The organism is Lysobacterales bacterium (assembly GCA_019634735.1).
Lineage (GTDB): Bacteria > Pseudomonadota > Gammaproteobacteria > Xanthomonadales > UBA2363 > Pseudofulvimonas.
In genome coordinates this window covers 123321-149172 of sequence record JAHCAT010000004.1, presented here as the reverse complement: position 1 = coordinate 149172, position 25852 = coordinate 123321, and the positions used below count along the sequence as shown (strand labels likewise).

Below are 25852 nucleotides of genomic sequence, written 5' to 3'. Positions count from 1 at the left end.
AACGCCACGACGTCCCGCGATCGGCTGTCCGCGGTGGCTGCCTCGGTCCTGGTGCTGCTGGTTTCAGGGTTGCGGATCCTGCATCGCGTCAGGCGAAGCTGAGCCGGGCGCCGGGGGCAGTTCGCCATCGAGCTGCTGCAGGTAGGCCAGCGCGCGCCGGGCATGATGGCTCAGGCGCTCCAGCCAGCGCTGCGCATTCAGCGCGGCCAGCGCCTCGTCGACCTCGATGCTGCCGATCGCCGAGGCCTGCAGGATGTCGGCGCGCAGCCCGCCCGCTGCGCCATCGACCGGGGTCGCCGGCAGGCTGTCCGGTGCCACGGCCTGGGCCTGCGCCAGCAGGGGCGCCGCCGAGAGCAGGCCCTCGGCCAGCGCCTGGGCGCGGGCACGCAGGGCCGGTACGGCGTCCAGGTGTTCGTAGCGGGCCGGCTTGCCGGCCGCGCGCACGAACTGCCGGACGTGGTCCAGCAGATGCAGGGTCGCGGTCAGCCGGGTCAGCGTGCGCGGATCGCCCGGGGGCAGGCGCTCGATCAGATCGCCGGCTGCCTCGGTGGCCTCGCGCCAGGCACCGAAGGTGGCCGGGCCCGGATGCGGTGCGCCACGCAGGGAGCGGCCGGCGGTGGCGAACGCCTGGGCCAGCACGCCGCGCAAGGTGGTGATGGCGGCGCCGATCGCCAGTGCCGGCACCTCGCGCAGGCTGGGATCCAGGTGCCGGGTCAACGCCGGCCGGTGTTCGGGCAGCAGGCGGATCGCCAATGCGGACAGCTGCGGGATCAGCGGCACGAAGACCAGGGCGCCCAGCAGGTTGAAGGCGGTATGGAAGGCGGCGATGGTGATCGCATGGTCGGCGCCGCTGCCATCGTCGCCGGTGAAGCGCTCGACGGCGTCGACGAACAGCGGCAGGACCAGAAAAGCGATCAGCCCGGCGCCCAGGTTGAAGACGACGTGGACCAGGGCGGTGCGCTTGGCGGAGACGCTGGCGCCGATCGCGGCAATGCCGGCGGTCACCGTGGTGCCGATGTTCTGGCCGATCACCAGGGCGGCGGCCTGGTCGGTGCCGATGGCGCCGCCGGCCAGCGCCGCCAGCGTGGTCGCCACCGCGGCGCTGGAGGACTGCATCAGCACGGTCATCACCGCGCCGATGCCGACCAGGACCAGGCGTGCCCCGACCCCACTGCCGGCGAACGCACCGAGGTCGATGTGGGTGGCCACCCCGGCCATGCCGCCCTGCAGCATCTCGATACCGACGAAGATCAGGCCGAAGCCGGCGACGGTGCTGCCGGCGTGGGCGAGCCGGTCGCGGCCGAGCAGGCGCATCAACGCACCCGCCGCCACCATCGGCATCGCGAACGCCGCGATCGAGAACTTCAGGCCCAGCACGGAAACCAGCCAGCCGGTGCTGGTGGTGCCGAGGTTGGCGCCGATGATGACGCCGATGGCGTTGCCGAAGCCGAGCAGGCCCGCCGAGACGAACCCGATGGTCGCCAGGGTGGTGGCGGTCGAGGACTGCACCAGGGCGGTGACCGCGGCGCCGGTGGCCAGCGCCGACAGGCGGTTGCCGGTGAAGCGGGCCAGCAGGCGCCGCAATGCGTCGCCAGCCAGCGCCTTCAGGCCCTCGGTCATCAGCACCATGCCGAGCAGGAACAGGCCGATGCCGCCGGCGATGGTCGCGAGCAGGTTGCTCAAGCTGCACTCGTAAGGGCGCGGGGGCGCCTATGGAACCACGGCGGACGCCGCGCGGCCAGCGGCGACAGGGCCCGGCCCGGTCAGCGTGGCTGGTAGGCGCGCAGGAAGAAGTCGACCACCTGCTCGACGTGCGCCTGGTCCTGTTCGGGGGAGGGCGCGGACTGGCTGTCGCAGCACAGCATGCGGACGTTGACGGCACCTTTGAGCAGGCACAGGAAATGACCGGCGGCGACCGCGCTGTCGTCGATCTCGAGCTGGCCGCCGGCCACCATGGTGTCGAGGAAACCTCGGAAACTCTCGGTGATCCGCGCCGGCCCGGCCTCCCAGAACATCTGGCCCAGCTTCGGTCCGTTGCGCGGGTCGGCCAGGATCATGCGGTGCAGGTTCATCGCCACCTCGCTCGAGACCAGCGCCAGGAAGCTGCGCCCGATCTTGAGCAGGGCCTGGCGGATCGGCAGGCCGGCGCCGGGCAGGAACAGTTCGTCGGGCAGGAGTTCCTGGCACTTGCCGCGTACCGCCTCGACGAACAGCGTCTCCTTGTCGTTGAAGTGGCTGTAGACGGTCAGCTTCGAGACGCCGGCCTCGGCGGCGATGGCATCCATGCTGGTGCCGTCGAAGCCATGCCTGGGAAACAGGGACTTGGCCGCTTCCAGGATGGCCTGGCGCTTCTCCGGGTCCTTGGGGCGACCCGGCCCGGGGGTGCTGCGTGCGAGTGCTGGCGTCATGGCGGGAAATACTGGACAGTGCGGTTCACTAATGATTACTATACCGACGCGTACATTAACCGCGCCCCACAACCTCCGGCCATTGTAGTCATGCCCGCACGCAGCCTCCTCAGTTCCTGGAATCCCGTCGCCGCAGCGGCGGCCCTGGCCGCCCTCGCCCTGATCGGCTGCACCCGGCCGGCGCCGACCCCGGAAGCGCCACGCCCGGCCATCGTCGCCCGCGCCGATGCCGGCGAGGCGGGGCGCGCCATATATTTCAGCGGCGAGCTGCGTGCCCGCCACGAAAGCCAGCTGGCTTTCCAGGTCGGCGGCAAGGTGGCCAGGCGAATGGTCGATGCCGGCGCCCGGGTGGCGGCCGGCCAGGTCCTTGCGACCCTCGATCCGGACGACCTGCGGCTGAACCTGGCCGCGGCCGAGGCGGCCGTCGCCTCGGCCCGCGCCGACGCCGAGCTGGCCCGCTCCGAACGCGAGCGCCACGCCGGCCTGCTCGCCCGGCAGCTGATCAGCGCCGCCCAGTTCGAGGCCAAGGAGACCGCGCTGGCGGCGGCGCAGGCACGCCTGGACCAGGCGCAGGCGCAGCGGGCGGTGCAGCGCAACCAGCTCGACTACACGCAGTTGCGCGCCGACCGCGCCGGACTGGTCACCCGCATCGAGGCCGAAGCCGGCCAGGTGGTGGCGCCCGGCCAGGTGATCGCCGTGCTGGCCCAGGAGGACGAGATCGAGGTGGAGATCGCCCTGCCCGAGGCGCAGGTGAGCCGGCTGCAGGTTGGCGACCCCGCCGTGGTCAGCCTGTGGTCGGATGCCGGGCAGCGCATCGCCGGCGCCATCCGCGAGATTGCCCCGGATGCCGATGCCGCCAGCCGGACGTTCCGCACCCGGGTCCGCCTGGACCAGCCCCCGCCGGGACTGGCGTTGGGCCTCACCGCCCGGGTTCGCTTCGAACAGGCCGGCGCAGGCCACCTGCGCGTGCCGCTCACCGCGCTGCACCGGGACAACGGCGACGCGGCGGTCTGGCGCGTCGATCCGGACACCGGCGCGGTGCACCTGCGACCGGTCGAGGTCGCCGCCTTCGATGAGGGGGGTGTGGACATCGCCGGCGGCGTCGCACCCGGCGACTGGCTGGTGGTGGCGGGCGTGCACCTGCTGCACGAAGGCCAGCGGATCCGGCCGATCGACCCGGACAACCGGCCGGTGCGCTTCTGACGCCCCCAGCCCCGACAGACGCCCGAACCGCCGCGCCGAACGGCGCCCCTGCTGCCAGGAACCCCGTGCATGAGCCGCTTCAACCTGTCCGAGTGGGCACTGCGCAACCGCGGCCTGGTCGTGTATTTCATGGTCCTTTCCGCTCTGATCGGAATGCTCTCCTTCCGTGGCCTGGGACAGTCCGAGGATCCGCCGTTCACCTTCAAGGTGATGGTCGTGCGCACCCTGTGGCCGGGCGCCACCGCCGAGGAGGTGGCCCGCCAGGTCACCGATCGGGTCGAGGAGAAGATCCAGGAGATGGCGCGGATCGAGAACATCCGCAGCTATTCGCGACCCGGGGAGTCGCTGGTGTTCGTCGAACTGGGCGAATCGGTGCGCAACGCCGACGTCCCGGAGATGTTCTACCAGTTGCGCAAGAAGGTCGGCGACATCCGCCACACCCTGCCCAGGGAGACCATCGGGCCGTTCCTGGACGACGAGTTCGGCGAGACCTTCGGCAACCTGTTCGCCCTGTACGGCGAAGGCTTCGACGACGCCGCCCTGCGCGACTGGGCGCGTCGCCTCAAGCTGCACCTGCTGCGCCTGCCGGGCGTCGCCAAGGTCGACCTGGTCGGCGTCCAGGCCCCGCAGATCCATATCGAGGTCGACAACAGCAAGCTGGCGACGCTGGGCCTGGGCTTCGGCGAGGTCCGGGCGATGCTCGAGGCGCAGAACGCGATCGCGCCGGCCGGTTTCGTCGAGACCGGCAGCGAACGCATCCACCTGCGCACCACCGGCGCCTTCGATTCGGTGGAGGCGATCGCCGCGCTGACGCTGCGCGCCAACGGCCAGCTGTTCCGGCTCGACGACATCGCCAGCGTGCGCCGCGCCTTCGTGGATCCGGAGTCCCCGCGCATGCGTTTCATGGGTCGCGACGCGCTGGGCCTGGCGGTCTCGATGGTCGAGGGCGGCAACATCCTCGAGCTGGGCGCCCAGCTCGACGACGCGCTGCCGGCGCTGCGCGCCATGCTGCCGGTCGGTCTGGTGCTGGACCGGGTCGCCGACCAGCCGGCCGCGGTGCGCGCCTCGGTCGGCGAGTTCCTGAAGGTGCTGGCGGAAGCGGTCGCCGTGGTGCTGCTGGTCAGCTTCTTCTCGCTGGGCTTCCGCACCGGCCTGGTGGTGGCGATCACCATCCCGCTGGTGCTGGCGATGACCTTCTCGGCAATGGCGTTGTTCGGCATCGACCTGCACAAGATCTCGCTGGGCGCCCTGGTCCTGGCGCTGGGCCTGATGGTCGACGACGCCATCATCGCGGTCGAGATGATGGCCGTGAAGATGGAGCAGGGCATGGAGCGGGTCCGCGCCGCCGCCTTCGCCTGGACCTCGACCGCCTTCCCGATGCTGGCCGGCACCCTGGTCACCGCCGCCGGATTCCTGCCGATCGCCACCGCCGCATCCAACACCGGCGAGTACACGCGATCGCTGTTCCAGGTGGTGACCATCGCCCTGCTGCTGTCCTGGGTGGTCGCGGTGCTGTTCGTGCCCTGGCTGGGCGATCGCCTGCTGCCCGACCTGGCGGCACGTGCCCGGGCGCGCGGTCATGAGGCCGACCCCTACCAGCGGCCGTTCTACCGCCGCTTCCGCACCCTGGTGGACGGCGCCCTGCGCCGCCGCTGGCTGGTCATCGCCGGCACCGGCGTGCTGTTCGCGCTCTCGCTGGCCGGCTTCGGCCTGGTCGAGCAGCAGTTCTTCCCCAGCTCGACGCGCCCGGAGCTGCTGGTCGACATCAAGCTGTCCGAGGGCGCCTCGCTGACCGCGACCCGCGCCCAGGTCGAGAAACTGGAGGCGGTGCTGGCCGACGACCCCGACCTGGTCAACCATGTCGCCTTCGTCGGCACCGGCGCGCCGCGCTTCTACCTGCCGCTCGACCAGCAGCTCCCGCAGGCCTCGTTCGCCCAGTTCCTGCTGCTCGCCACGGACACCCAGGCGCGCGAACGGGTGCGCAGCCGGTTGCTGGACCTGTTCGAGCGCGATTTCCTGGAGGCCCGCACCCGGGTCCTGCGCCTGGAGAACGGCCCGCCGGTCGGCTATCCGGTGCAGTTCCGGATCAGCGGCGAGGACATCCCCACGGTGCGCGCCCTGGCCCGCGAGGCGGCGGTCCTGATGCGCGGCGATGCCGCCACCCGCAACGTCCACCTGGACTGGGACGAGCCCAGCAAGGTGGTGCGCCTGGTCATCGACCAGGACCGCGCGCGCGTGCTCGGCATCAGCTCGCAGGACGTCGCCAACTTCCTGCAGGGCTCGCTGTCCGGCGTGCCGGTCAGCGTGTTCCGCGAGGACGACCGGCTGGTCGACATCCTGCTGCGCGGCAATGCCAGCGCCCGTGCCCGCCTGTCGGCGCTGGACAGCCTGGCGATGCCGACCGCCGGCGGCCGCAGCGTGCCGCTGGCGCAGGTCGCCCGCTTCGAGTACGGCCAGGAGGAGGGCATCATCTGGCACCGCGACCGCCTGCCCACGGTCACCGTACGCGCCGACGTGGTGGACGGCGTGCAGCCGGCCACCGTGTCGGCGCGCGTCTCGCGCAGCCTGGACCCGGTGCGCGAGCGGCTGCCGCCGGGCTACCTGCTGGAGACCGGCGGCAGCGTCGAGGCCAGCGCCAAGGGCCAGGATTCGGTCAACGCCGGCATGCCGCTGTTCGTGCTGGTGGTGCTGACCGTGCTGATGTTCCAGCTCAAGCGCTTTCCCTACGTGCTGCTGGTGGTGCTGACCGCGCCGCTGGGACTGATCGGCGTGGTCGCCTTCCTGCTGCTGTTCCGGGTGCCGTTCGGCTTCGTCGCCATGCTCGGCACCATCGCCCTGGCCGGCATGATCATGCGCAACTCGGTGATCCTGATCGACCAGATCGAGCAGGACATCGCCGCCGGGGTGCCGCACTGGCAGGCGGTGGTCGAGGCCACGGTCCGGCGCTTCCGGCCGATCGTGCTGACCGCCCTGACCGCCGTGCTGGCGATGATCCCGCTGTCACGCAGCGACTTCTATGGTCCGATGGCGGTGGCGATCATGGGCGGGCTGGTGGTCGGCACGGCGCTCACCCTGGTGTTCCTGCCGGCCCTGTATGCGGCCTGGTTCCGGATCGAGTCGCCGCAGCCCCGGGCTGGAACGACATGAGGACGGGCCGGTCCGCAACGGGGCCGGTGACTTCCGGCACTGCGCCGGATCAGGCACCTGCGCCACGCTAGCCCCCGGACCGCCCGGTTTGCCCGGCCGCCCCCCCGGGTCCTACCATTTCCGGTCCCCATCACCGTCCCCCGATGCCCATGAACACCGACCTGAGACTGGCCCGAGAGAACATGATCGAGCAGCAGATCCGCCCCTGGGAGGTGCTGGACACGCGCGTGCTCGACATCTTCAGGTCGGTCGAACGCGCGCGCTACGTGCCGGACACCTACCGGGCGGTGGCCTATTCCGACGTCGAGATCCCGATCGGCGAGGGCGAACTCATGATGAAACCCGTCCTCGAGGGCCGGATGCTGCAGGCGCTGGCCCTGGCCGGCGGCGAGCGCGTCCTGGAGGTCGGCACCGGTTCGGGATACATCACGGCCTGCCTGGCCCGGCTGGCGGGATCGGTGCTCAGCCTGGAGCGGCACGTCTCCCTTGCGCAGTCGGCGACCGGCCGGCTGAGCGCGGACGGCATCGACAATGCCGAGGTGATGGCCGCGGATGCACTGTCGGGCTTCGCGCCGCAGGGCCGCTTCGATGCCATCGCCGTGACCGGCGCCGTCGCGCAGGTGCCGCCGGCCTGGCTGGACTGGCTGGCGCCCGGCGGCCGCATGTTCGTGGTGCGTGGCGAGGCGCCGGCGATGGAGGCCGTGCTGCTCACGCGCATCGACCAGCACGTGCGTACCGACAGCCTGTTCGAGACCTCGCTCGGCTACCTGCACGGCGCCGCCCCGGTGCGGCGCTTCACCCTCTAGGCCCTACCGGAACCGGCGCGACCGGTCCGGCGGCACGATTCCGTCAATGCACGAGAAACAGACCATGCGCCTCCAGCCCCTTTCCCTGCTTGCCGCCCTGGCCCTGAGCGTCAGCTCCGGCGCCCAAGCCCTGGACCTGATGCAGGCCTACGAGTTGGCGCGCCGCAGCGACCCGCAGCTCGCCGCCGCCGAGTCCAACAGCCTGGCGATCGGCCAGGCCGTGCCGCTGGCGCGCGCCGCCCTCCTGCCCCAGGTCGGTGGCAGCATCGGCGTCACCGAGAACCGCACCGACGGCGACACCGCCCAGGGGCCGTTCTCCTCCGACAGCCGCACGCGCAGCTGGAGCGTCCGTCTGGACCAGACGATCTTCGACTGGGGCGCGATCACCAGCCTGGGCAGCGCGCGCGCCACCCGCGCCCGCGCCCAGGCCGACTACCAGGTCGCCCTCGACGCGCTGCTGCTGCGCGTCGCCGAGGCCTACTTCGGCGCGCTCACCGCCGAGGATGCCCTGGCCTTCGCGGAAGCCGAGGAGCGCGCCGTCGGCCGCCAGCTCGAGCAGGCGGAGCAGCGTTTCGAGGTCGGGCTGACGGCCGTCACCGATGTCCACGAGGCAAGGGCGCGCTTCGACGGCGCGCGGGCTGCGGTGATCGCCGCCCGGAACGCCTACGACGACGCCCTCGAAGCCCTCTCCGAACTCACCGGCGAGCCGGTCCGGGGCAATCTGATGTCGCTGCGCCTGGCCATCCCGCTGGCCGGCCCCGAGCCTGCCGAACTGGGCCAATGGGAGACCGCCGCCGAGCAGGCCAGCCCGGCGCTGGCGTCCCGCCGCTTCGCCCTGGAGGCGGCCGGCCGCGACGTGCAGACCGCCCGTGCCGGCCACCTGCCGACCCTGGGCGGCTTCGTGTCGCGCACCGACTCCCGGCTGCTCAGCGGCGAAGTCGGTCCGTTCAGCGCCACCAGCACCGAGCAGACCCTGATCGGCCTGAGCCTCAACGTGCCGATCTTCTCCGGCTTCGCCACCCAGGCCCGGGTGCGCCAGCAGATCCACCTGCGCGACGCGGCGGAGGATTTCGTCGAAGCCGAGCGCCGCCTGCTGCTGCGCCAGACACGCAGCGACTTCCGCGCGGTGGTCGCCGGGATCAGCGGCGTCGAGGCCCGCCGGCAGGCGCTGATCTCGGCGCAGAGCGCGCTGGAGGCCACCCAGGCAGGCTTCGAGGTCGGCACCCGCACCATCGTCGACGTGCTGCTGTCGCAGCAGCTGCTGTTCCAGGCGCAGCGCGACTATTCCAACGCGCGCCACCAGTTCATCCTCAACGGGCTGCGCCTGAAGCGCACCGCCGGCGTGATCGACGTCGCCGACCTGCAGGGCGTCAACGCCTTGCTGACCACCGAGCGCCTGTCGCCCGAGGAGATCGGCGCCCGCGTGGCGGCCGACGAAGAGCGCGGCCGTCGCAGGGACTGAGCGACCGGGGGCAGGCAGCCCCCTGTTGCAAGCCGCCCACCAACGCCCTGGCTGGCCGCCGGTCGGGTCACCCAGGGCGTCACTGGCCTGCCGGCTCCACCGGCAGGTCGAAACGGATGCGGTGCAGGTCGCCCGACTCGACCTGGCCGACGATCCGCTCGCGGTCGCGCCGCTCAAGGCGCAGCAGGTCGCCGGCCTCGGCGCCCGACAGGTACTGGCTCTGGCCGCCGGCACTGATGATCAGCATGTCGACCGCGCCGGTCGGGTCGATCTTGAAGTCCAGCATCGCCCCCGGGTGGCCCAGGAAATCGGTCAGGTCGATGCCGCCTTCCGCCATGGTCGCGCGGTCGAAGGCGATGTCGCTGAACACCAGACGGGTATGGCCGGGATCGAAGCGGTCCTCATAGGCGATGGCATCGGCCACTTCGCGTCTGGACTCGGCGGCGTGGAAATGTCCGGTGCCGGTCGCCGCGGCGACGAGGGGCCCGCTGGCGAGGCACAAGGTCAGCGGCACAACAGGCAGCAGGTAGGCGATGGCGCGATGGCGGGGCATGAGAGTCTCCGGGGGCTGAGGGGCGTTCCGCAGCGACGCGCTGCGTCGCTGAGCTGATACACACCGTGAAGCGGCCGCAGGGGCCATGCTTCAGGCGCTGGCGTGATCCACCCGTGCGACCTGCTGCCCCCGGCCATTGCCGTCGACCCGTCGCGGGCGCATGATCGGCCCGTTGGAGGGGCCGACCCGACCGGCCCGGAGACTGCGCATGGCGCCGGCAACAGCCCGCGATGCCGAACGCGGCCAGGGAGCCGGCCTGGCCGAGCGGCTGCGCCAGGATTTCGTGCTGGCGATCATGGTGTCGGCCGGCGGCCTGGCGATCTTCGCCATCGCGCTGTTCGCGGTGTACCGCTTCCACTCGGGCAACGTGATCGGGGCGGCCGCCAACGTCGTCATCGTGCTCGCGCTGGCGACGGTCGTGGCGGTCGCACTGCGCAGCCGCGACAGCGCGCCCGCCGCGGCCGCCTTCGTGGTGGTCTGCGGCCTGGCCTGCCTGGCCAGCACCTTCGTGTTCGGCCGCACCGGCGCCTACTGGGGCTACCTGGTGCTGTGGCTGAACTTCGTGCTGACACGTCGGGAACTGGCGGGCGCCGTCAACCTGGTCATCATCGGCACCATCGCCAGTCGCGGCGACCTGTTCGGCGATCTCGCCGAGCGCCTGGTGTACACGGTCAGCGCGGTCCTGGTGACGCTGTTCGCCTGGGGCTTCTCAGCGCGCTACGCCGCCCAGCGGCGCCAGCTCGAACTGCTGGCCAGCCACGATCCCCTGACCGGCGCGGGCAATCGCCGCCTGCTGCAACGGGACCTCGAAACGGCGGTGCAGGCACTGCGCGGCGGCGGCCCGGTGTCCACCGTGGCGGTGCTCGACCTCGACCACTTCAAGCGGGTCAACGACAGCAGCGGCCACGAAGCCGGCGACCGCGTTCTGGTCGCCCTGGTCGAAGTGCTGCGCAGCCAGATCCGACGCGCCGATGGCCTCTACCGGTTCGGCGGCGAGGAGTTCGTCGTGCTGCTGCGGGGGCTGTCGGGCAGGCAGGCCGATCAGGCGCTGTCGGCCATGCACCTGCGCATCAACGAGGGCCTGCAGGCCGTGGCCCCGGACGTCACGGTCTCGATCGGGGGCACCCCGTTGCGCACCGGGGAAACCTGGTCGACCTGGCTGGCCCGTGCCGATGCCGCCCTGTACCGGGCCAAGCAGGCCGGTCGAAACCGGGTCGAGGTGGATCCCGCCTGAGCGACGCCTGGCCGTGCGCCAGGCAGACGGGGAAGACCATCTCAGATCCGGCCGCGGACTGCGCGACGGCCCGCCCCGATCACCGGTCAGTCGCCGCCGAGCGCCACGACCAGCGGATGCGACTCGCCCAGCGTCTGGGTGGCCCGCCTGCGCGCATCGCCGCGCAGCCGGGCGGCGGAAGCGGCATCGCCTTCGAGCTCGGCGACTTCCGCCTGGACCCGCAGGGCACGCGCGAGATCGTCATGATCCGGCAGATCGAGCCGGTGATAGCCCTCGACCACCCCTTCGATCTTCACGCCGGCCTCGGCAAGATGCCCCTGGCGCAGAAGCAACTCGGCCAGCCGCCGGTCGGTGCGCAGCTCGCTGAGCGTCAGGGCGGGTTCGGAACCGATGTCCGGTGGCCGCAATCGGGCCACCAGCGCGTCCGCCTCGGCAAGTCGCCCCAGGCCGATGAGGGCGCCGAGCCTGACGCTCAGCGCCGAGCGTTGCGTCGCCCCGGCGACGCTGGCGAATCCGGGCTGTGCCTGCACGGCATCGATGCCGTCCAGCGCCGCCGCGTGGTCGCCCCGCTCCAGCCACACAGCCGCCTGGTTGATGGCCACCAGCTTCGCCATCGCATGGTCGTCCCCCAGCGTCTGCCGCACGGTCGACAGGGCCCCGGCGAACGCCTGCTCGGCCTCCTGCCATCGCCCCTGCGCGCCCAGCACCAGCGCCAGCGCGTTGCCCACCCAGGCGAACCTCGCCCTCGGCGACTGCGCATCGCTCTCCAGCAGCGCCCAGGCGCGCAGGCAATCCTGCTCGGCACGCGCATAGTCGGCCAGCCACCAGCGGGACACGCACAGGTTCATGTGGTCGACCGCCATCCGGCTGTCCTCGACGCCGAGCAGGTTCCGGCGATCCTCGAGGATGGCCTCGTACTCGCGCAGTCCCTCCCGGTAACGGCCACGGTCGATCGCCAGGTAGGCGCGGGTGGTGCGCGCCGCAATGCGTTCCCGGGCGATGCCGGGCGCCTCGCCCGACAGAGCGGCGACAGCGCGCTGCAGATCGCGTTCGGCGGCGTCCAGGTCGCCGCGGCGCTGGTGGTTGACGGCGACCGAATGCAGCAGGATGCCCAGCGCCTGCGGCGACAGCGTCGGCTGCGCCAGCGCCTCGCGTTCGGCCTGCGCGAACGCGGCGTGGGCGGCGTCGAGCTCGCCCAGCTCCTGCAGGGCCTTGGCCAGCTCGGTGCGCAGCTCGATGCGCGCCTCCGGGGCGTCGGCCAGGGCGCCGTCCAACCGGCGCAACAATGCGTCCAGGAAGTCGGTCAGGCGCAACTGGCTGCCGTCGCGCGCGGCGGTCGGATTCAGGCCGGCGAACGCCGAGACCACGAAGTCCTTGGTCGCCTCGGCACGTCGGGCCTGCTGTTCGGCACGCTCGGCCTGGGCGCGGGCGATGCCGGCCTGCCACAGGGCCAGCGCCAGCCCCGCCACCAGGGCGATCGCCACCAGACTGCCGGCGACGACCCCGGCGGCGTGACGACGGGCGAAGCGACGCAGGCGGTAGCCGGCGCTGTCGGGGCGCGCGGCGATCGGTCGACGGTCCAGCCAGGCGCGCAGGTCGGCGGCGAAGGCGGCGGCGCCGGCGTAGCGACGCTCCGGTTCCGGCCGCAATGCGGTCGCCAGAACGAGGTCGAGATCGCCGGCCACCTGGCGCGCCAGTCGGCGGCTGTCGATGCCTGTGCCCCAGACCCGCTCGAGCGCCTTCTCATCGCCATGGCCGATCGTCTGGCTGGCCCGTCCGACCGCGGTGACCTGCCCCAGCTCGCCGGCCAGCACACCCGGATCGCGGGAGCTGCGCCGGTGCGGCAGGACGCCGGTGAGCAGCTCGTGGGCGATGACGCCGAGCGCGTAGACGTCGGTCGCTGTGCCGACCGGCTGGCCGAGGATCTGTTCGGGTGCCGCGTAGGCCGGCGACAGCACCCGCACCTGGCTGCCGGTCACGGTGCCCTCGCCGGTGTCCTCCAGCAGCTTGGCGATGCCGAAGTCGAGCAGGTGCGGCTGCCCTTGCTCATCGACCAGGATGTTGCCGGGCTTCAGGTCGCGATGGACCACCAGCCGGGCATGGGCGTAGGCCACCGCATCGGCGACCTGGGCCAGCAGGGCGATGCGCTGGCGCAGGTCCAGGCCATGGCTGGCGGCGTGGGCGATCAGCGGCGTGCCCTCGACGCAGGCCATCGCGTACCACGGGCGACCGTCCGGGCTCATGCCGCCGTCGAACACCCGGACGATCCCGGGATGTTCGAGGCGGGCCAGGATGCTGCGCTCCTGCAGGAAGCGGCGCAGGATCGCCTGGGTGTCGAGGCCGCGCTTGAGCAGCTTGATCGCGACCTCCTGCCGGTAGGCGCCATCGGCGCGCTCGGCGCGCCAGACCTCGCCCATGCCGCCCTCGCCGATGGCCGTGAGCAGCCGGTAGGGACCGAATTCCGTACCGGCCCGTGTCTCCCAGGCGCCGGGCGTGGCGGCTCGGGCCAGGTCCGGGGAGACCTCCATCAAGGTCGCCTCCAGGATGCCCGCTGCCGCGCTGTCCGCCTGCAGCAGCAGTGCGATCTCGCGGGCCAGCGCCGGCTCCTCCCGGGCGATCGCGTCGATGCGGTCGGCGCGCTCGACCTCGGGGAGTTCGACCAGTTCGTCGAACAGCCCGGCGATCCGGCTCCAGGTCTGGTTGTCGACCGCAGTCATGCCCTCTCCCGGGACGGGCCCGCCCTGTGATGGTAGACGCTCGAACGCCCATCGCAAGCCACCCGTTCCGCGACGGCCGGGGGCCAACCACGGCCGCGATGCGGCCGGCAGGGGACGGGACAGGACGCTCTGGCGCCCAGCCCTGCCCGACGCCTCGGGAGCACCCAGGTCCGGGCACCTGGCCCGCGCAAGCCCCTTGCGGTGTTGGACAGGGAAGGCTGCCGAGAACGGCAGGCACTTCGGAGGAATCTGGCGATGCCCATCATCCATGCGATCCGCGAGGGAAACCCGCGACCGTCGCTTTTCCGCGCCATCGGCAGCGGCCTGGTGCCGATGCTGTTGGCGACCGCCGTTCAGGCAAGCAAACCCGCGCCGGTCGCTGCAGCAATGGCACCGGAAGCGGGACCCCTGATCGCGATGGACGCGCATCCCGGGCGCTCGACCACCAGCGGACCGGGCCCGCTGGTGCCGCTGGACATCGTGCAGCCCGTGCTGGACGGCGTCAACGACACCCCGGGACGCGAGGTGCAGTTCGGTCGCGCCGTTGCCCTGGACGGCGACTGGCTGCTGGTCGGTGTCCCGGCCAGAATGGACAACTCGGGCCAGGTGCGCGGCGCGGCGTTCCTCTTCCAGCGTGTCAGTCCGACCCGGTGGGAACAGCGCCAGCGCATCCTGTTCGGTTCGGGCGAGAGCGCCCGCTGCGGATCCTCGGTGGCGCTGCGCGGCCGCCATGCAGTGATCGGCTGCCCGGAGCACACCGGCGGCGGCCTGTTCGCCCGTGGACGGACCACCTTCTTCGAGCGCGACCCGGCGACCGGCCAGTACGGCAACGCACAGTCGGTACTGGGCGAGGCCGCCTCCCAGCGTTGCGGGACGTCGGTGGCGATGCACGGAACCGGCGAGGTCGAGACCACCTGGGCGGTCAGCGGCTGCACCGGCGGCAATGGAACGGTGGACGTCTTCCAGCGCGTGCCGACCCTCGATGGCGGCGAGACCTGGCAGCGCGTCCAGACCCTTGCCAACCCCGGCCCGCCGGCTGGCGGCGATTTCGGACGCAGTGTCGCCCTGTTCCGCGCCCCGTCGGGGCTGGTGCGCATCGCGGTGGGCGATCCCCGGTACAACCACGGCGGCACGGCGAACGTCGGTGGCATCGCCTACCTTTTCCGCCGTCTCGCCGCCGGCGGTTCGTTCGCGCAGGAGCTGTCGCGCAGCCGACCCGGCGGTGCCCAAGCCTTCGACAACTGCGGTGCCAGTGTCGCCCTGGGGGCCGCCGACTGGTTCGTCGGCTGCCCGGGCAGCAGCGAGGGCGGCCGGGTACTGGCGTTCGACTTCAACGGGTCGCTATGGAGCACCGGCACCTCGGTGTTGCCGCCGAGCGGCCTGGCCGAGCCCGACAGCGGTTTCGGCCATGCGGTCGCGACCAGCAGTTCGGGAACGCAGGGCGGGCTGTGGGTGGGGCAACCCGGGGCCTCCGGCCAGGACAACTACGAGGGACGCGTGCACCGGTTCCAGCGCGTGGGCGGCGGATCGACGCCCCAGCCGGCGATCTACGTCCCGGTGGCGCACTGGAACGCCGCCGCCCTGGTGGCTCCGCGCTATGCCGAGCTGGGTACTTCGGTTGCCGTGGACAACGCGACGGACACCGCCGCCGTAGGCGCGCCGTTCGCGGAAATCCCGGCGCCCTGGGGCGAGGTGATCCTGTTCGGACCCGACCGCATCTTCGCCAATGGCCTTGGCTGCGGCTCCGGCCTGCCGGGCTGCTGAGCAGCGACAGGCAACCGGGTCCGGCCGGGTGGCGGCTTCGGCTTGCCGGACGCAAGGAGATGACGACGGCTGGCCCCGGGCCGCCACAACCGGTGTGGAGACTGCCAGACGGGTCGGAATGCCCGCGGAGAAAACCATGCACGCCAGATCGAACACACCATCGTTGCTGACCGCCATCGCGCTGTTGCTGACCGCCCTCGCGCTGTTGCTGGCACCGCCCGCCCGTGCCGGCGAGGCGCCGCCGGACGGCCTCGATGCCGAGGCATGGCAACAGGTCCAGGCCGCCATCGTCGATCAGGTCGATGCCGAGATCGCGGCCGGTGACGATGAGGCCCTGCGCGGTGGCCTCGCGGCCGTGCATGGCCTGATCCGCCGCCAGGTCCTGGTCGGCGACTATTCCGACCTGCCGCCGCAGGATGCGCCGGACGGCCCCGAGTTCGGCTACAGCGTGGCGATCGACGGCGACTGGCTTGCGGTCGGCGCACCGGGAACGGTGTGGACGCATGACACCCACGGCACCGGCCCGCACGGCGCCGTGTTCCTGTTCCGGCGCGGTGCGGACAACCAGTGGACGCTCAGCCAGCGCCGGCTGCAGGCGAATGGCACCTCCGGCGCGCAGCCGGGCTCGCGCTGCGGCCATTCGGTGGCGCTGCGGTTCCCGCACCTGGCGTTCGGCTGTCCGGAGATGGCGACGGCGGGCGTCGAACGGCGCGGACAGGTCTACACGAACCGCTTCTCGGGCGTCACGTTCAATGGCTCTGGAACCATGTCCGGATCGGGTTCGGGCCGGCGCTGCGGGGCCGCACTGGCGCTCAGCGCGAACTACCTGGCGATCGGCTGCGCGACCGACGGCGGCGGATCCGGCCAGGTACGCGTCGTGCGCCGGGCTGCGAACGACACCTTCCCGCTCGGCGAGCCCGAGGCGATCCTCGAGCCCGGTCCGGACGTCTTCGGTTTCGGCTGGGCGCTGGCCCTGCGCGAACCGGGAACCTTCTTCGTCGGTGAGCCGGGCAACGTGCGGCTGGCGATCGGTGCGCCGAACACGGTGTTTGCCGGCACCCCTCTGCCGCGCGGCAGCGCGTACGTCTACCAGCGTGCGATCGCGGCGCCGACCTGGACGCTGAACGCGACCGTGCGACCGGCAGCGCTGGGCAGCGACGATGCCGTCTTCGCCAACTTCGGCGCGGCGGTCGCGATGAACCGCAACGAGTTGCTGGTCGGCGCACCGAACAACCGGTACTCGAGCGTCCAGACCTTCCCGGGACCGGGCACCGTGCGCCGCTACACGCTGACCAACACCGCCGGCACCTGGGCCTGGCTGCTCCAGGAAAGCGGCGGCCCGGCCAACGTGCCCGACGGCATCGGCAACGGTCTGCGCTTCGGGGCGGCGCTCGCCCTGGGCTTCGACAACCTGATCGCGGTCGGCGCGCCCGGCACGCCCTCGGTCGGCGGCGGCCGGCCCGAGGTCGGCCTGGCCGAGATCCGGCGCTTTCCTGCCGGCGACTGGAGTCTCAACCAGTACTGGGGCGAGCTGCGCCCGGCCGGCAACACGCCGACCCACAACAACGCCCGCTTCGGTAGCAGCCTGGACTTCGACGTGGCCGGCCGGACCCTGGCCGTTGGGGTGCCAGGACATCGCATCCTCGGCCAACCGCCGCCGCCGCGCGGCCAGGTCTGGCTGTACGTCGAGGACCGCCTGTTCGAAAATGGCTTCCAGTGCGCGAGCGGGCTGCCGGGCTGTTGAGCCAGGGCGCGGCGTTGGCCTGCCAGTTCGGCGTCGCGGCGTGCTGCGGTTCAGGCGCGCGCGCCGCGCAGTTCCCGCACCCGCATCTCGAGCTGTTCCGCGCTGGCCTCGGCGGCGGCGACCGGCGACCCGGCGACCAGCTCGACACTGGCACGGAACCGGCGCGGCAAACGCATCCGGCCCATGCGCGTGTCGCGCCGGCTCCACATGCTGGACCACATGCCACGCAGCGCCATCGGCACCACCGGCACCGGCCGCGCCGCCAGGATGCGCTCCACGCCCTTGCGGAACTGTGCGATCTCGCCATCGGTGGTCAGGCCGCCTTCCGGGAAGATGCCGACCAGCTCGCCCTCGGCGAGCGCCCGGTCGATCTGCGCGAAGGCCGCCTCCATCACCGCCGGGTCCTCGCGGGCGCCAGCGATGGGTATGGCGCGCGCCGCGCGGAACAGCTGGCGCAGGCCCGGGACGTTGTAGATCCTGTGGTACATGACGAAACGCACCGGCCGCGGCACCGCACCCAGGACCAGCATCGCGTCCATGTAGCTGACATGGTTGCAGACCAGCAGCGCCGGACCCTGGTCCGGCACCTGGTCGATGCCCTGCACGCGCAGCCGGTACAGCAGCCGGATCACGACCCAGGCCAGGAACCGGGCGATGAATTCCGGCACCAGGGTGAAGATGTAGATGGCCACGACGGCGTTCAGCAGGGCCAGCACCAGCAGCAGCTGCGGGATGCCCAGGCCAGCCTGCAGCAGCACCATCGCGAGCACCGCGGCGGCCACCATGAACAGGGCGTTGAGGATGTTGTTGGCGGCGACGATCCGCGACAGCAGCTCGCGCGGCGAGCGCTGCTGGATCAGCGCATACAGCGGCACCGTGAACAGGCCGCCGCAGACGCCGATCAGCAGCAGGTCCAGGCACAGGCGCAGATTGCCCGGCGCGGACAGGAAGGCCCACCAGTCCAGCCCGGCGACCGGCGCGGCACCGGGACGCTGCAGGTAGAGGTCGATGCCGAACACGGTCATGCCCAGGGCACCCAGGGGCACCAGGCCGATCTCCACGGTCCGCCGCGACAGTGCCTCGCACAGCAGCGAGCCGGTGCCGATGCCCAGCGCGAACAGGGTCAGCACCAGGGGAGCGACGGTGGCGTCGCCGCCCAGGTTGATGCGCGTGTAGTTTGGAAGCTGGGCCAGGAACAGGGCGCCGAAGAACCAGAACCAGCTCACCCCGAGCACCGAGTTGAGCACGGCGCGGCGGCCGCGCAGGTGGCCCAGGATGGCGAGCGAGGCACGCAGCGGATTCCAGTCGATGCGCAGATCGGGGGCGGTGGGCGGCGCCAGCGGGATTCGGGTCGAGACCCACCAGCCCAGCAGCGCCAGCACGAACACGGTTGCGCCGGTCAGCACCGCGCCATGTCCGGCCACGTTCATCAGCCAGCCGCCCAGCAGGGTGCCGAGCAGGATCGCCAGGAAGGTGCCCGCCTCGACCAGGGCGTTGCCGCCGACCAGTTCCCGCGGCCGCAGGGCCTGCGGCAGGATCGAGTACTTGAGCGGCCCGAACAGGGTGCTTTGCAGGCCGGTGAGGAACAGCACCGCCAGCAGCAGGGGCAGCGACTGCAGCCACAGGGCCAGCGCGGCGGCGGCCATGATCGCCACTTCCATGGCCTTGACGGCGCGGATCGCGGCCGACTTCTCCTGGCGCTCGGCCCATTGGCCGGCCAGTGCCGAGAACAGGAAGAACGGCAGGATGAACAGCCCGGCCGCCAGATTCGAGTAGAAGTTCACCTGGCCTTCGCTCATGCCAGGCAGGTGGAAGGCGACCAGGATGACCAGCGCGTTCTTGAAGACGTTGTCGTTGAAGGCACCCAGCGCCTGAGTGGCGAAGAACGGTCCGAACCGGCGCCGGCGCAGCAGTCTGAATTGTTGGCTGGCCATCGTTCCGGGATTCTCTGCCGCGCCGGTGGCCGCCGTCAGGCGGGCGGTGGACCGGCATCCTCCGGCCGGCCGGCGATCTCGGCGTAGAGGAAGGCCCGGGCGCGGCGCCAGTCGCGTTTCAGCGAGCGCTCGGAGCGGTCGAGCAGGACGGCGATCTCGGCCAGTTCCAGTCCGGCGAAGAAGCGCAGCTCGACCAGGCGCTCCAGGGCCGGCTCCAGGCTGGCCAGCTTGGCCAGCGCTGCATCCAGTTCCAGCACGTGCTCGCCCAGCTCATCGCCGGCGATGACCCGCAGCGCCTGGGTGTCCAGCGCCTCGACCCGCAGGCCGCCGCCGCGGCGCGCGGCACCGCGCGCGCGCACGGCATTGAGCATGATCTGGCGCATGACCCGTGCGGCCAGTGCATAGAAATGCTCGCGGTCGTTGACCGCCAGCGCGCCCTCCCGGGCCAGCCGGAAGTAGGCCTCGTGCACCAGGGACGTGGCATGCATGGGCGGGTCCGGCCCGTTCACCTGGCGCCGGGCCAGGCGCCGCAACTCCTCGTAAAGCAGGGCGAACAGCCGTTCGGCGGCGGGCTTGTCGCCTTCGCGCGCCATGCCGATCAGGCTGGTGATGTCTTCCATCGCAGGACCGCCCTCCCGGCTGCGGCGGCTCCGACCTTGCCACGGTCGGCCGCGTCCGGCAACGCCGGCGCGCCGGCCGGGTCGTGGACCCGGCCGGCGCGGGGATCAGGCGACGGTACGCAGGGGCGGCCGGTCCTCGCGGGCGCCCTTGCCGGCGCGCAGGTCGGCGGCGTCGAAGTCGTCCACGTGGATGAAGGCCATCGCCGCCTCGCGCGCCCTGGCCAGCAGCTCGGCTTCCGCTTCGCTGAGCACCCCGGCAGCAACCGCCTCGGCGAGCTGCCCGGCCGGATCCAGCGCCTTGATGGCACCGCCCCGCAAGGCCTTCACGAACTTGCGCTCGACCGGTTCGGCCTGGATCACCAGGGGCAGGATGGCATCCATGCGACCGACCTCGTTGTTGGCGCTGGCCGTGCGGTAGACCCCCTCGGCGAGGCGGTCGCGGGTCTCCGAGGGCGCCAGCAGCTGGGTGCACAGGCGCCGGCCCAGACGGTCGGACGGCGCGCGCTCGCGCCGTCCGATCGGGAACACCAGGAAGGCCATGAACCAGGCCAGCCAGCGCACCGGGAAGTTGTCGATGAAGCCGGCCAGCGCCACCTGCATGCGGTGGATGCGGTCGTGCATGGTCCAGGCCAGCAGCAGCTTGTCGGCCTCGGGCCGGCCCTGGTCCTCATACTGCTTGAGCACGGCCGAGGCGATGTACAGCTCGCTGAGCACGTCGCCCAGGCGGGCCGACAGTCGTTCCTTCATCTTGAGCTTGCCGCCCAAGGCGAGCATGGCGATGTCGGCGGTCAATCCCAGCGCCGCGGCGTAGCGGTCCAGCTTGCGGAAGTACTTGGCGGTGTCGCGGTGCGCGGGCGAACGGCCGACCCGGGCGTGGATCAGGCCCAGCCAGAACGCCCGCACGGCGTTGCTGACCGCCAGGCCGACGTGCGCGAACAGCAGGCCGTCGAACAGTGCGAGGCGGCGGCCCGGGTCGGGCTCGGCCAGCGCCTGCATCTCCTTCAGGACCAGCGGATGGCAGCGGATCGCGCCCTGCCCGAAGATCATCAGACTGCGGGTCATGATGTTGGCGCCCTCGACCGTGATCGAGATCGGCGCGCCCATCCAGGCCCGGCCCAGGTAGTTCTTCGGGCCCAGGATCACGCCCTTGCCGCCATGGATGTCCATGGCGTCCTTGATCACCTCGCGGCCCAGCTCGGTGGTGTGGTACTTGGCGATCGCCGAGGGCACCGAGGGCTTTTCGCCGCGGTCGACGGCGGCCGCGGTCGAGCGCGCCAGCGCGCCGATCGCGTAGGCGTTGCCGAGGATGCGCGACAGCGCTTCCTGGATGCCCTCGAAGTGGCCGATCGCCATGTTGAATTGCTTGCGGATGCGCGCGTAGGCGGTGGTCGCCAGCGCCGCCATCTTGACGCCGCCGGTGGCGTTGCTGGGCAGGGAGATCGAGCGGCCCACCGACAGGCACTCGACCAGCATGCGCCAGCCCTGGCCGGCGTAGGCCGGGCCGCCGATCAGGGTATCGATCGGCACGAACACGTCCTTGCCGTGGATCGGACCGTTCTGGAACGGCACGTTGAGCGGGAAGTGGCGACGGCCGATCTCGATACCGGGGGTGTCGCGCGGCAGCAGGGCCAGGGTGATGCCGACGTCCTCGGTTTCGCCGATCAGGCGGTCGGGGTCGTACAGGCGGAACGCCAGGCCGATCACCGTGGCGACCGGCGCCAGGGTGATGTAGCGCTTGTCGAAGGTCAGGCGGACGCCCAGCACTTCCCTGCCGTCGACCATGCGCTTCTCGACGATGCCGTGGTCGCTGATCGAGGTCGCGTCGGAACCGGCGGTCGGGCTGGTCAGGCCGAAGCAGGGGATGTCCTCGCCACGCGCCAGGCGCGGCAGGTAATGCTGCTTCTGGGCGTCGGTGCCGTAGTGCAGCAGCAGTTCGGCCGGTCCCAGCGAATTGGGCACGCACACGGTGGAGGCCACGGTGCCCGACATCGAGGCGATCTTCACCAGCACGCGGTGATGCGCGTAGGCCGAGAAGCCCAGGCCACCGAAGTCCTTGGGGATGATCATGCCGAAGAAGCGGTGCTTCTTGATGAACTCCCACATCGCCGGCGGCAGGTCGGCCAGCTCGTGGTTGATGCGCCACTCGTCGATCATCGCGCACAGCTCTTCGACCGGGCCATCGATGAAGGCCTGCTCGTCGGCGGTCAGTCGCGGCGCCGGCTGCTGCAGCAGGACGCTCCAGTCCGGCCGGCCGGTGAACAGCTCGCCCTCGAAGCCGACCGTGCCGGCCTCCAGCGCGACCTGCTCGGTCTCCGACAGCGACGGCAGCATCCGCTGGTAGAGCTTGAGCACGGGCAGGGTGAGGAACTGGCGCCGCGTCGGCAGGTGCAGCAGGGGCACGGCGACCACCGCGAACAGCACGACGGCGACCAGACCGGCCAGCCAGTGCACCTGGGTCCCGAACACGACCACGGCCAGGGCGATCGCCGACACGGCAGCCCAGGTCGGCAGGCGCCAGCGGTGGTAGGCGGCGATGCCGGCGACCAGCAGCAGGACCAGGAAGGGCAGCAGGTTGATCATGGTGGAACTCCTAGCTAACGGGGTCTCAGGCCGCCGGCCTGAGCTGCAGCGGGGTGAGGAAGTCGAGCACGGCCTGCGCGAAGGCATCGTTGTCGTCGCCGGCGACCAGGTGGCGGGCGTGCTCGATGACCTGGTGGCGGGCGTGCGGCACCAGCGACAGGAATTCGTCGATGGTCTCGCCGGAGACCACGTCGCTGGCACCGCCGGTGACCAGCAGGGTGGGCACGTCGATGGCGCGGGCGGCTTCCATCAGCTCGTGCTGGCGGGCATCGCCATCGCGGGCGATGTCCTCGACCAGGCGCGGGTCCCAATGCCAGCGCAGGCGACCGTCCGCATCAGCGACCAGCAGATCGGTGAGGGCGCCGGCGCGCTTGCGCGGCCGGTGCGGCAGGTGTGCGGCCACCGCGTCGATCGCCTGTTCGATCGACTCGAAGCCGTCGGCATGGGCGCGCATGAACGCCAGGATGCGGGCGACGCCTTCGGGCTCCCAGCGTGGCGTGATGTCGACCAGGACCAGGGCGGCGAACGGCCGGTGCAGGGCCTGCGCGGCCAGGCCGGTCAGCCCCCCCATGGAGGCACCGACCAGGACCGGGGGCGCATCGAAGGCGCGTGCCCAGCAGGCCAGGTCGTCGACCATCTGGGCGGTGCGGTAAGGCTGGTCGGGCGGATTGCGGCCGCTGTCGCCATGGCCGCGGGCATCGACCGCGAGGGCCTGCCAGCCGGCACCCGCCAGGCGTGCGGCGCTGCGCCGCCAGGCGCCGCGGGACTGCCCCAGGCCGTGGGCGAACAGCAGGCCGCGACCGGTCCGGCCGTGGCGCTCGCCGGCCAGCAGGGCGTCGGCCGCCTGGACGCGAACAGCTTCGGGCAGGACGGGGGCCGGCGTTTCCATACGCCTGAGTATGGAGCGGCCCGGCGCACAGGTCAATCGCCCGACCGGGCACAGCCGCGCGGCGCCGTGACGGCCCGGTTACCATCAATGCCATGACCATCCGCAACGCCCCCGCCGCGCAGCCCGAGAAGGTCCGGCTCACCGCCGACGACTGGCTCAACGCCGCCCTCGACGAGATCGCCGCGCACGGCGTCCTGTCGCTGGCCGTGGAGCCGCTGGCCCGCCGCCTGGGCGTGACCAAGGGCAGCTTCTACTGGCACTTCGAGAACCGCGACGCCCTGCTCAAGGGCGCCATCGAGAGCTGGGAGCGACAGGAACAGGAGAACCTGTTCGACGCCATCGAACCGATCGCCGACCCCCGCGAGCGCCTGCGCCGCCTGTTCATGCGGGTCAGCGAGGAGCTGCGCACCCACATCATCTACGGCGAACTGCTCAAGGCCCTGGACCATCCCCTGGTCAAGCCGATCATGACCCGGGTGGTGCGCAGGCGCCTGGACTTCCTGGCCCGCGCGTTCCGCCAGATCGGCCTGGACCGCCAGCAGGCCAGCCACCGCGCCCTGCTCTCCTACAGCGTGTATGCCGGCTTCCTGCAGCTTTCCCTGCAGCTCGGCCAACCGCGCTTCGCCGAGCACAGCGAGTTCGAAGCGTTCATCGACCACACGATCGCCACCCTGATCCCCCCGGCCTGAGCCTCCGCCCCCGCGCGCATCGCGGCCCGGCGGTTTGCACGCCCGGCAGGCGAAGGTTACTGTCCGGTGACACCTCTTTCCCCCCTGCCCTGCCACCACCCATGTCCAGCAAGCTGCCCGAACTCAATGCCTGGGTCGACCAGGTCGCCCGACTTACCCGCCCTGCGCGCATCCACTGGTGCGACGGATCCGACACCGAGGACCGGGCCCTGACCGAAAGCATGCTAGGCAGCGGCGACCTGTTGCCGCTCAATGCCGACAGCCACCCGGGCTGCCACCTGCACCGCTCCCATCCCGACGACGTGGCGCGCGTCGAGCACCTGACCTTCGTGTGCACGCGGCGCCGTGAGGATGCCGGCCCGAACAACCACTGGCTGGCACCCGACGAGGCGCATGCCCGCATCGACGCGCTGTTCGACGGCTGCATGGCAGGGCGCACCCTGTACGTGGTGCCCTACTGCATGGGCCCGATCGAGTCGCCGCTGGCGCGCTGCGGCGTCGAGATCACCGACAGCCCCTACGTGGTCGCCAACCTGCGCCGGATGACCCGCATGGGCAGCGACGCGCTGCGCCGCATCGAGCGCGACGGCAGCTTCGTGAAGGGTCTGCACTCGACCGGCGAACTCGACCCTGAGCGGCGCTTCATCATGCATTTCCCCGAGGAACTGACCATCAAGTCCTACGGCTCGGGCTATGGCGGCAACGCCCTGCTCGGCAAGAAGTGCCATGCCCTGCGGATCGCCTCCTGGCAGGCCCGCCAGGAAGGCTGGCTGGCCGAACACATGCTGATCGTCGGCATCGAGCGTCCGGACGGGGAGACCCGCTATGTCGCCGCCGCCTTCCCCAGCGCCTGCGGCAAGACCAACCTGGCCATGCTGATCCCACCCGCGGCGTACCGCGAGCGCGGCTGGAAGGTCTGGACGGTCGGCGACGACATCTGCTGGATGCAGCGCGGCAACGACGGCCGGCTGTGGGCAATCAATCCCGAGGCCGGTTTCTTCGGTGTCGCCCCGGGTACCGGCCCGGGCACCAATCCGAACGCCCTGGCGATGCTGGACCGCGACGCCCTGTTCACCAACGTCGCCGTCACCGCCGACCAGCGGCCCTGGTGGGAGGGACTCGACGAGGGCGAGCCGGCACTCGACTGGCGCGGGAGACCCTACGACCCGGCCAACGGCCCGGCTGCGCATCCCAATGCCCGCTTCACGGTGTCGATGCACAACTGTCCCAGCTACACCGACGCCGCCGAGCGCCCGCACGGCGTACCGATCAGCGCCATCATCTTCGGCGGCCGCCGGCGCAGCCTGGTGCCGCTGGTCACCCAGGCCCGGGACTGGTCGCACGGCGTCCTGATGGGGGCGGCGATGGCCTCGGAGACGACCGCCGCGGCGACCGGCCAGGTCGGCGTGGTGCGCCGCGATCCGATGGCGATGAAGCCGTTCTGCGGCTACCACTTCGGCGACTACTGGGCGCACTGGCTGAGCTTCGACACCACCGGCGCGAACCTGCCGAAGATCTTCCAGGTCAACTGGTTCCGGCGCGGTGCCGACGGCCGCTTCCTGTGGCCGGGCTTCGGCGACAACCTGCGCGTACTGGAGTGGATCCTGCGCCGCTGCGACGACGAGGCCGGCGCCCGGCAGACGCCGATCGGCCTGCTTCCCAACGCCGACGACCTCAACCTGGACGGCCTGGAACTGGACCCCGGCGATCTCGATGCCCTGCTGGCGGTCGATGCCGACGGCTGGCGGGTCGAGTCCCGGGCGGTGCTGGAGCACCTGGACGAGTACGCGCCGCGGGTGCCGACCGAGCTGCTGGAACAGGCGCGACGACTGGCCGACGCCCTGTCCTGACTCGCCCGGGTGCCGAGCCGGTCGCGCCTGGCGGTCCGGTCGCCCCTCCGCAGCTCCCGATTGGCGTCGTGTCTCAGCCCAGGATCGGGGACCAAGGGCCAGGACTCGGTGTTCGGTGACCGCAGCGCGTTGTGCTCCCCTTGTATGTTCCCTCCTGCCCGCCTCCTGATCTGTCAGGAGTCGGGCGGGAGCGGGGTGCAGCGTGCCGTTACCCCCTGGTGCCGAACGTGGTGACACGTCATACGCACGTGG

17 protein-coding genes are annotated in these 25852 nt (G+C 71.6%); 9 read left to right on the top strand and 8 right to left on the bottom strand.

The window, feature by feature from the left end; genetic code table 11:
- Window positions 1-63: 63 nt before the first annotated feature.
- Window positions 64-1683 (bottom strand): Na/Pi symporter, encoded by a 1620-nt coding sequence (locus KF823_05765; protein MBX3725407.1) that lies wholly within the window; start codon window positions 1681-1683, stop codon window positions 64-66.
- A gap of 80 nt (window positions 1684-1763) precedes the next feature.
- Window positions 1764-2408 (bottom strand): TetR/AcrR family transcriptional regulator, encoded by a 645-nt coding sequence (locus KF823_05760; protein MBX3725406.1) that lies wholly within the window; start codon window positions 2406-2408, stop codon window positions 1764-1766.
- 90 nt (window positions 2409-2498) lie between these two features.
- Between KF823_05760 and KF823_05755 the strand changes: the two genes are divergently transcribed.
- From KF823_05755 to KF823_05740, 4 genes are all read left to right on the top strand, one after another.
- Complete coding sequence (locus KF823_05755) at window positions 2499-3611, top strand: efflux RND transporter periplasmic adaptor subunit (protein MBX3725405.1); 1113 nt, start codon at window positions 2499-2501, stop codon at window positions 3609-3611.
- A 69-nt stretch (window positions 3612-3680) separates the two neighbouring features.
- Window positions 3681-6758, top strand: a complete 3078-nt coding sequence (locus tag KF823_05750) for an efflux RND transporter permease subunit (GenBank protein MBX3725404.1) — start codon at window positions 3681-3683, stop codon at window positions 6756-6758.
- Window positions 6759-6907: 149 nt separating this feature from the next.
- The gene (locus KF823_05745) at window positions 6908-7564 is read left to right on the top strand and encodes a protein-L-isoaspartate O-methyltransferase (protein ID MBX3725403.1); all 657 of its coding nucleotides are present in this window, start codon (window positions 6908-6910) and stop codon (window positions 7562-7564) included.
- Between the two features lie 64 nt (window positions 7565-7628).
- Window positions 7629-9026: a TolC family outer membrane protein gene (locus KF823_05740; protein ID MBX3725402.1), complete on the top strand. Its 1398-nt coding sequence runs from the start codon at window positions 7629-7631 to the stop codon at window positions 9024-9026.
- A 79-nt stretch (window positions 9027-9105) separates the two neighbouring features.
- Here the strand turns inward: KF823_05740 and KF823_05735 are convergent, their stop codons facing one another.
- The gene (locus KF823_05735) at window positions 9106-9579 is read right to left on the bottom strand and encodes a hypothetical protein (GenBank protein ID MBX3725401.1); all 474 of its coding nucleotides are present in this window, start codon (window positions 9577-9579) and stop codon (window positions 9106-9108) included.
- A gap of 208 nt (window positions 9580-9787) precedes the next feature.
- Here KF823_05735 and KF823_05730 point away from each other — a divergent pair, with 208 nt between their 5' ends.
- A complete protein-coding gene (locus KF823_05730; protein ID MBX3725400.1) occupies window positions 9788-10813 on the top strand; it encodes a GGDEF domain-containing protein in 1026 nt (341 codons plus the stop codon).
- Between the two features lie 86 nt (window positions 10814-10899).
- Here KF823_05730 and KF823_05725 read toward each other — a convergent pair whose 3' ends face one another.
- Window positions 10900-13530, bottom strand: a complete 2631-nt coding sequence (locus KF823_05725) for a serine/threonine protein kinase (protein MBX3725399.1) — start codon at window positions 13528-13530, stop codon at window positions 10900-10902.
- A gap of 255 nt (window positions 13531-13785) precedes the next feature.
- Between KF823_05725 and KF823_05720 the strand changes: the two genes are divergently transcribed.
- Together KF823_05720 and KF823_05715 are read left to right on the top strand one after the other, a co-directional pair.
- Window positions 13786-15294 carry a hypothetical protein gene (locus KF823_05720; GenBank protein ID MBX3725398.1) on the top strand — a complete coding sequence of 503 codons (1509 nt, stop codon included), beginning with the start codon at window positions 13786-13788 and terminating at the stop codon, window positions 15292-15294.
- Window positions 15295-15430: 136 nt separating this feature from the next.
- The gene (locus KF823_05715; GenBank protein ID MBX3725397.1) at window positions 15431-17038 is read left to right on the top strand and encodes an FG-GAP repeat protein; all 1608 of its coding nucleotides are present in this window, start codon (window positions 15431-15433) and stop codon (window positions 17036-17038) included.
- Between the two features lie 50 nt (window positions 17039-17088).
- Here the strand turns inward: KF823_05715 and KF823_05710 are convergent, their stop codons facing one another.
- From KF823_05710 to KF823_05695, 4 genes are all read right to left on the bottom strand, one after another.
- A complete protein-coding gene (locus KF823_05710) occupies window positions 17089-18972 on the bottom strand; it encodes an MFS transporter (GenBank protein ID MBX3725396.1) in 1884 nt (627 codons plus the stop codon).
- A gap of 35 nt (window positions 18973-19007) precedes the next feature.
- Window positions 19008-19592, bottom strand: coding sequence for a sigma-70 family RNA polymerase sigma factor (locus tag KF823_05705; protein MBX3725395.1), 585 nt, complete (start codon window positions 19590-19592; stop codon window positions 19008-19010).
- Between the two features lie 105 nt (window positions 19593-19697).
- Entirely contained in the window at window positions 19698-22172 is a 2475-nt protein-coding gene (locus tag KF823_05700; GenBank protein ID MBX3725394.1) for an acyl-CoA dehydrogenase, read from the bottom strand.
- A gap of 25 nt (window positions 22173-22197) precedes the next feature.
- Window positions 22198-23061, bottom strand: a complete 864-nt coding sequence (locus KF823_05695) for an alpha/beta fold hydrolase (protein ID MBX3725393.1) — start codon at window positions 23059-23061, stop codon at window positions 22198-22200.
- A gap of 92 nt (window positions 23062-23153) precedes the next feature.
- Between KF823_05695 and KF823_05690 the strand changes: the two genes are divergently transcribed.
- Window positions 23154-23750: a TetR/AcrR family transcriptional regulator gene (locus KF823_05690; protein MBX3725392.1), complete on the top strand. Its 597-nt coding sequence runs from the start codon at window positions 23154-23156 to the stop codon at window positions 23748-23750.
- A gap of 101 nt (window positions 23751-23851) precedes the next feature.
- Window positions 23852-25600 carry a phosphoenolpyruvate carboxykinase (GTP) gene (locus KF823_05685; protein MBX3725391.1) on the top strand — a complete coding sequence of 583 codons (1749 nt, stop codon included), beginning with the start codon at window positions 23852-23854 and terminating at the stop codon, window positions 25598-25600.
- The last annotated feature ends 252 nt before the right edge of the window (window positions 25601-25852 follow it).

Bases quoted from the DNA above. Each gene is read 5' to 3' on its own strand.
- KF823_05760 (MBX3725406.1), bottom strand. From the start codon at position 2,408: ATGACGCCAGCACTCGCACGCAGCACCCCCGGGCCGGGTCGCCCCAAG.
- KF823_05755 (MBX3725405.1), top strand. From the start codon at position 2,499: ATGCCCGCACGCAGCCTCCTCAGTTCCTGGAATCCCGTCGCCGCAGCG.
- KF823_05750 (MBX3725404.1), top strand. From the start codon at position 3,681: ATGAGCCGCTTCAACCTGTCCGAGTGGGCACTGCGCAACCGCGGCCTG.
- KF823_05745 (MBX3725403.1), top strand. From the start codon at position 6,908: ATGAACACCGACCTGAGACTGGCCCGAGAGAACATGATCGAGCAGCAG.
- KF823_05740 (MBX3725402.1), top strand. From the start codon at position 7,629: ATGCGCCTCCAGCCCCTTTCCCTGCTTGCCGCCCTGGCCCTGAGCGTC.
- KF823_05735 (MBX3725401.1), bottom strand. From the start codon at position 9,579: ATGCCCCGCCATCGCGCCATCGCCTACCTGCTGCCTGTTGTGCCGCTG.
- KF823_05730 (MBX3725400.1), top strand. From the start codon at position 9,788: ATGGCGCCGGCAACAGCCCGCGATGCCGAACGCGGCCAGGGAGCCGGC.
- KF823_05725 (MBX3725399.1), bottom strand. From the start codon at position 13,530: ATGACTGCGGTCGACAACCAGACCTGGAGCCGGATCGCCGGGCTGTTC.
- KF823_05720 (MBX3725398.1), top strand. From the start codon at position 13,786: ATGCCCATCATCCATGCGATCCGCGAGGGAAACCCGCGACCGTCGCTT.
- KF823_05715 (MBX3725397.1), top strand. From the start codon at position 15,431: ATGCACGCCAGATCGAACACACCATCGTTGCTGACCGCCATCGCGCTG.
- KF823_05710 (MBX3725396.1), bottom strand. From the start codon at position 18,972: ATGGCCAGCCAACAATTCAGACTGCTGCGCCGGCGCCGGTTCGGACCG.
- KF823_05705 (MBX3725395.1), bottom strand. From the start codon at position 19,592: ATGGAAGACATCACCAGCCTGATCGGCATGGCGCGCGAAGGCGACAAG.
- KF823_05700 (MBX3725394.1), bottom strand. From the start codon at position 22,172: ATGATCAACCTGCTGCCCTTCCTGGTCCTGCTGCTGGTCGCCGGCATC.
- KF823_05695 (MBX3725393.1), bottom strand. From the start codon at position 23,061: ATGGAAACGCCGGCCCCCGTCCTGCCCGAAGCTGTTCGCGTCCAGGCG.
- KF823_05690 (MBX3725392.1), top strand. From the start codon at position 23,154: ATGACCATCCGCAACGCCCCCGCCGCGCAGCCCGAGAAGGTCCGGCTC.
- KF823_05685 (MBX3725391.1), top strand. From the start codon at position 23,852: ATGTCCAGCAAGCTGCCCGAACTCAATGCCTGGGTCGACCAGGTCGCC.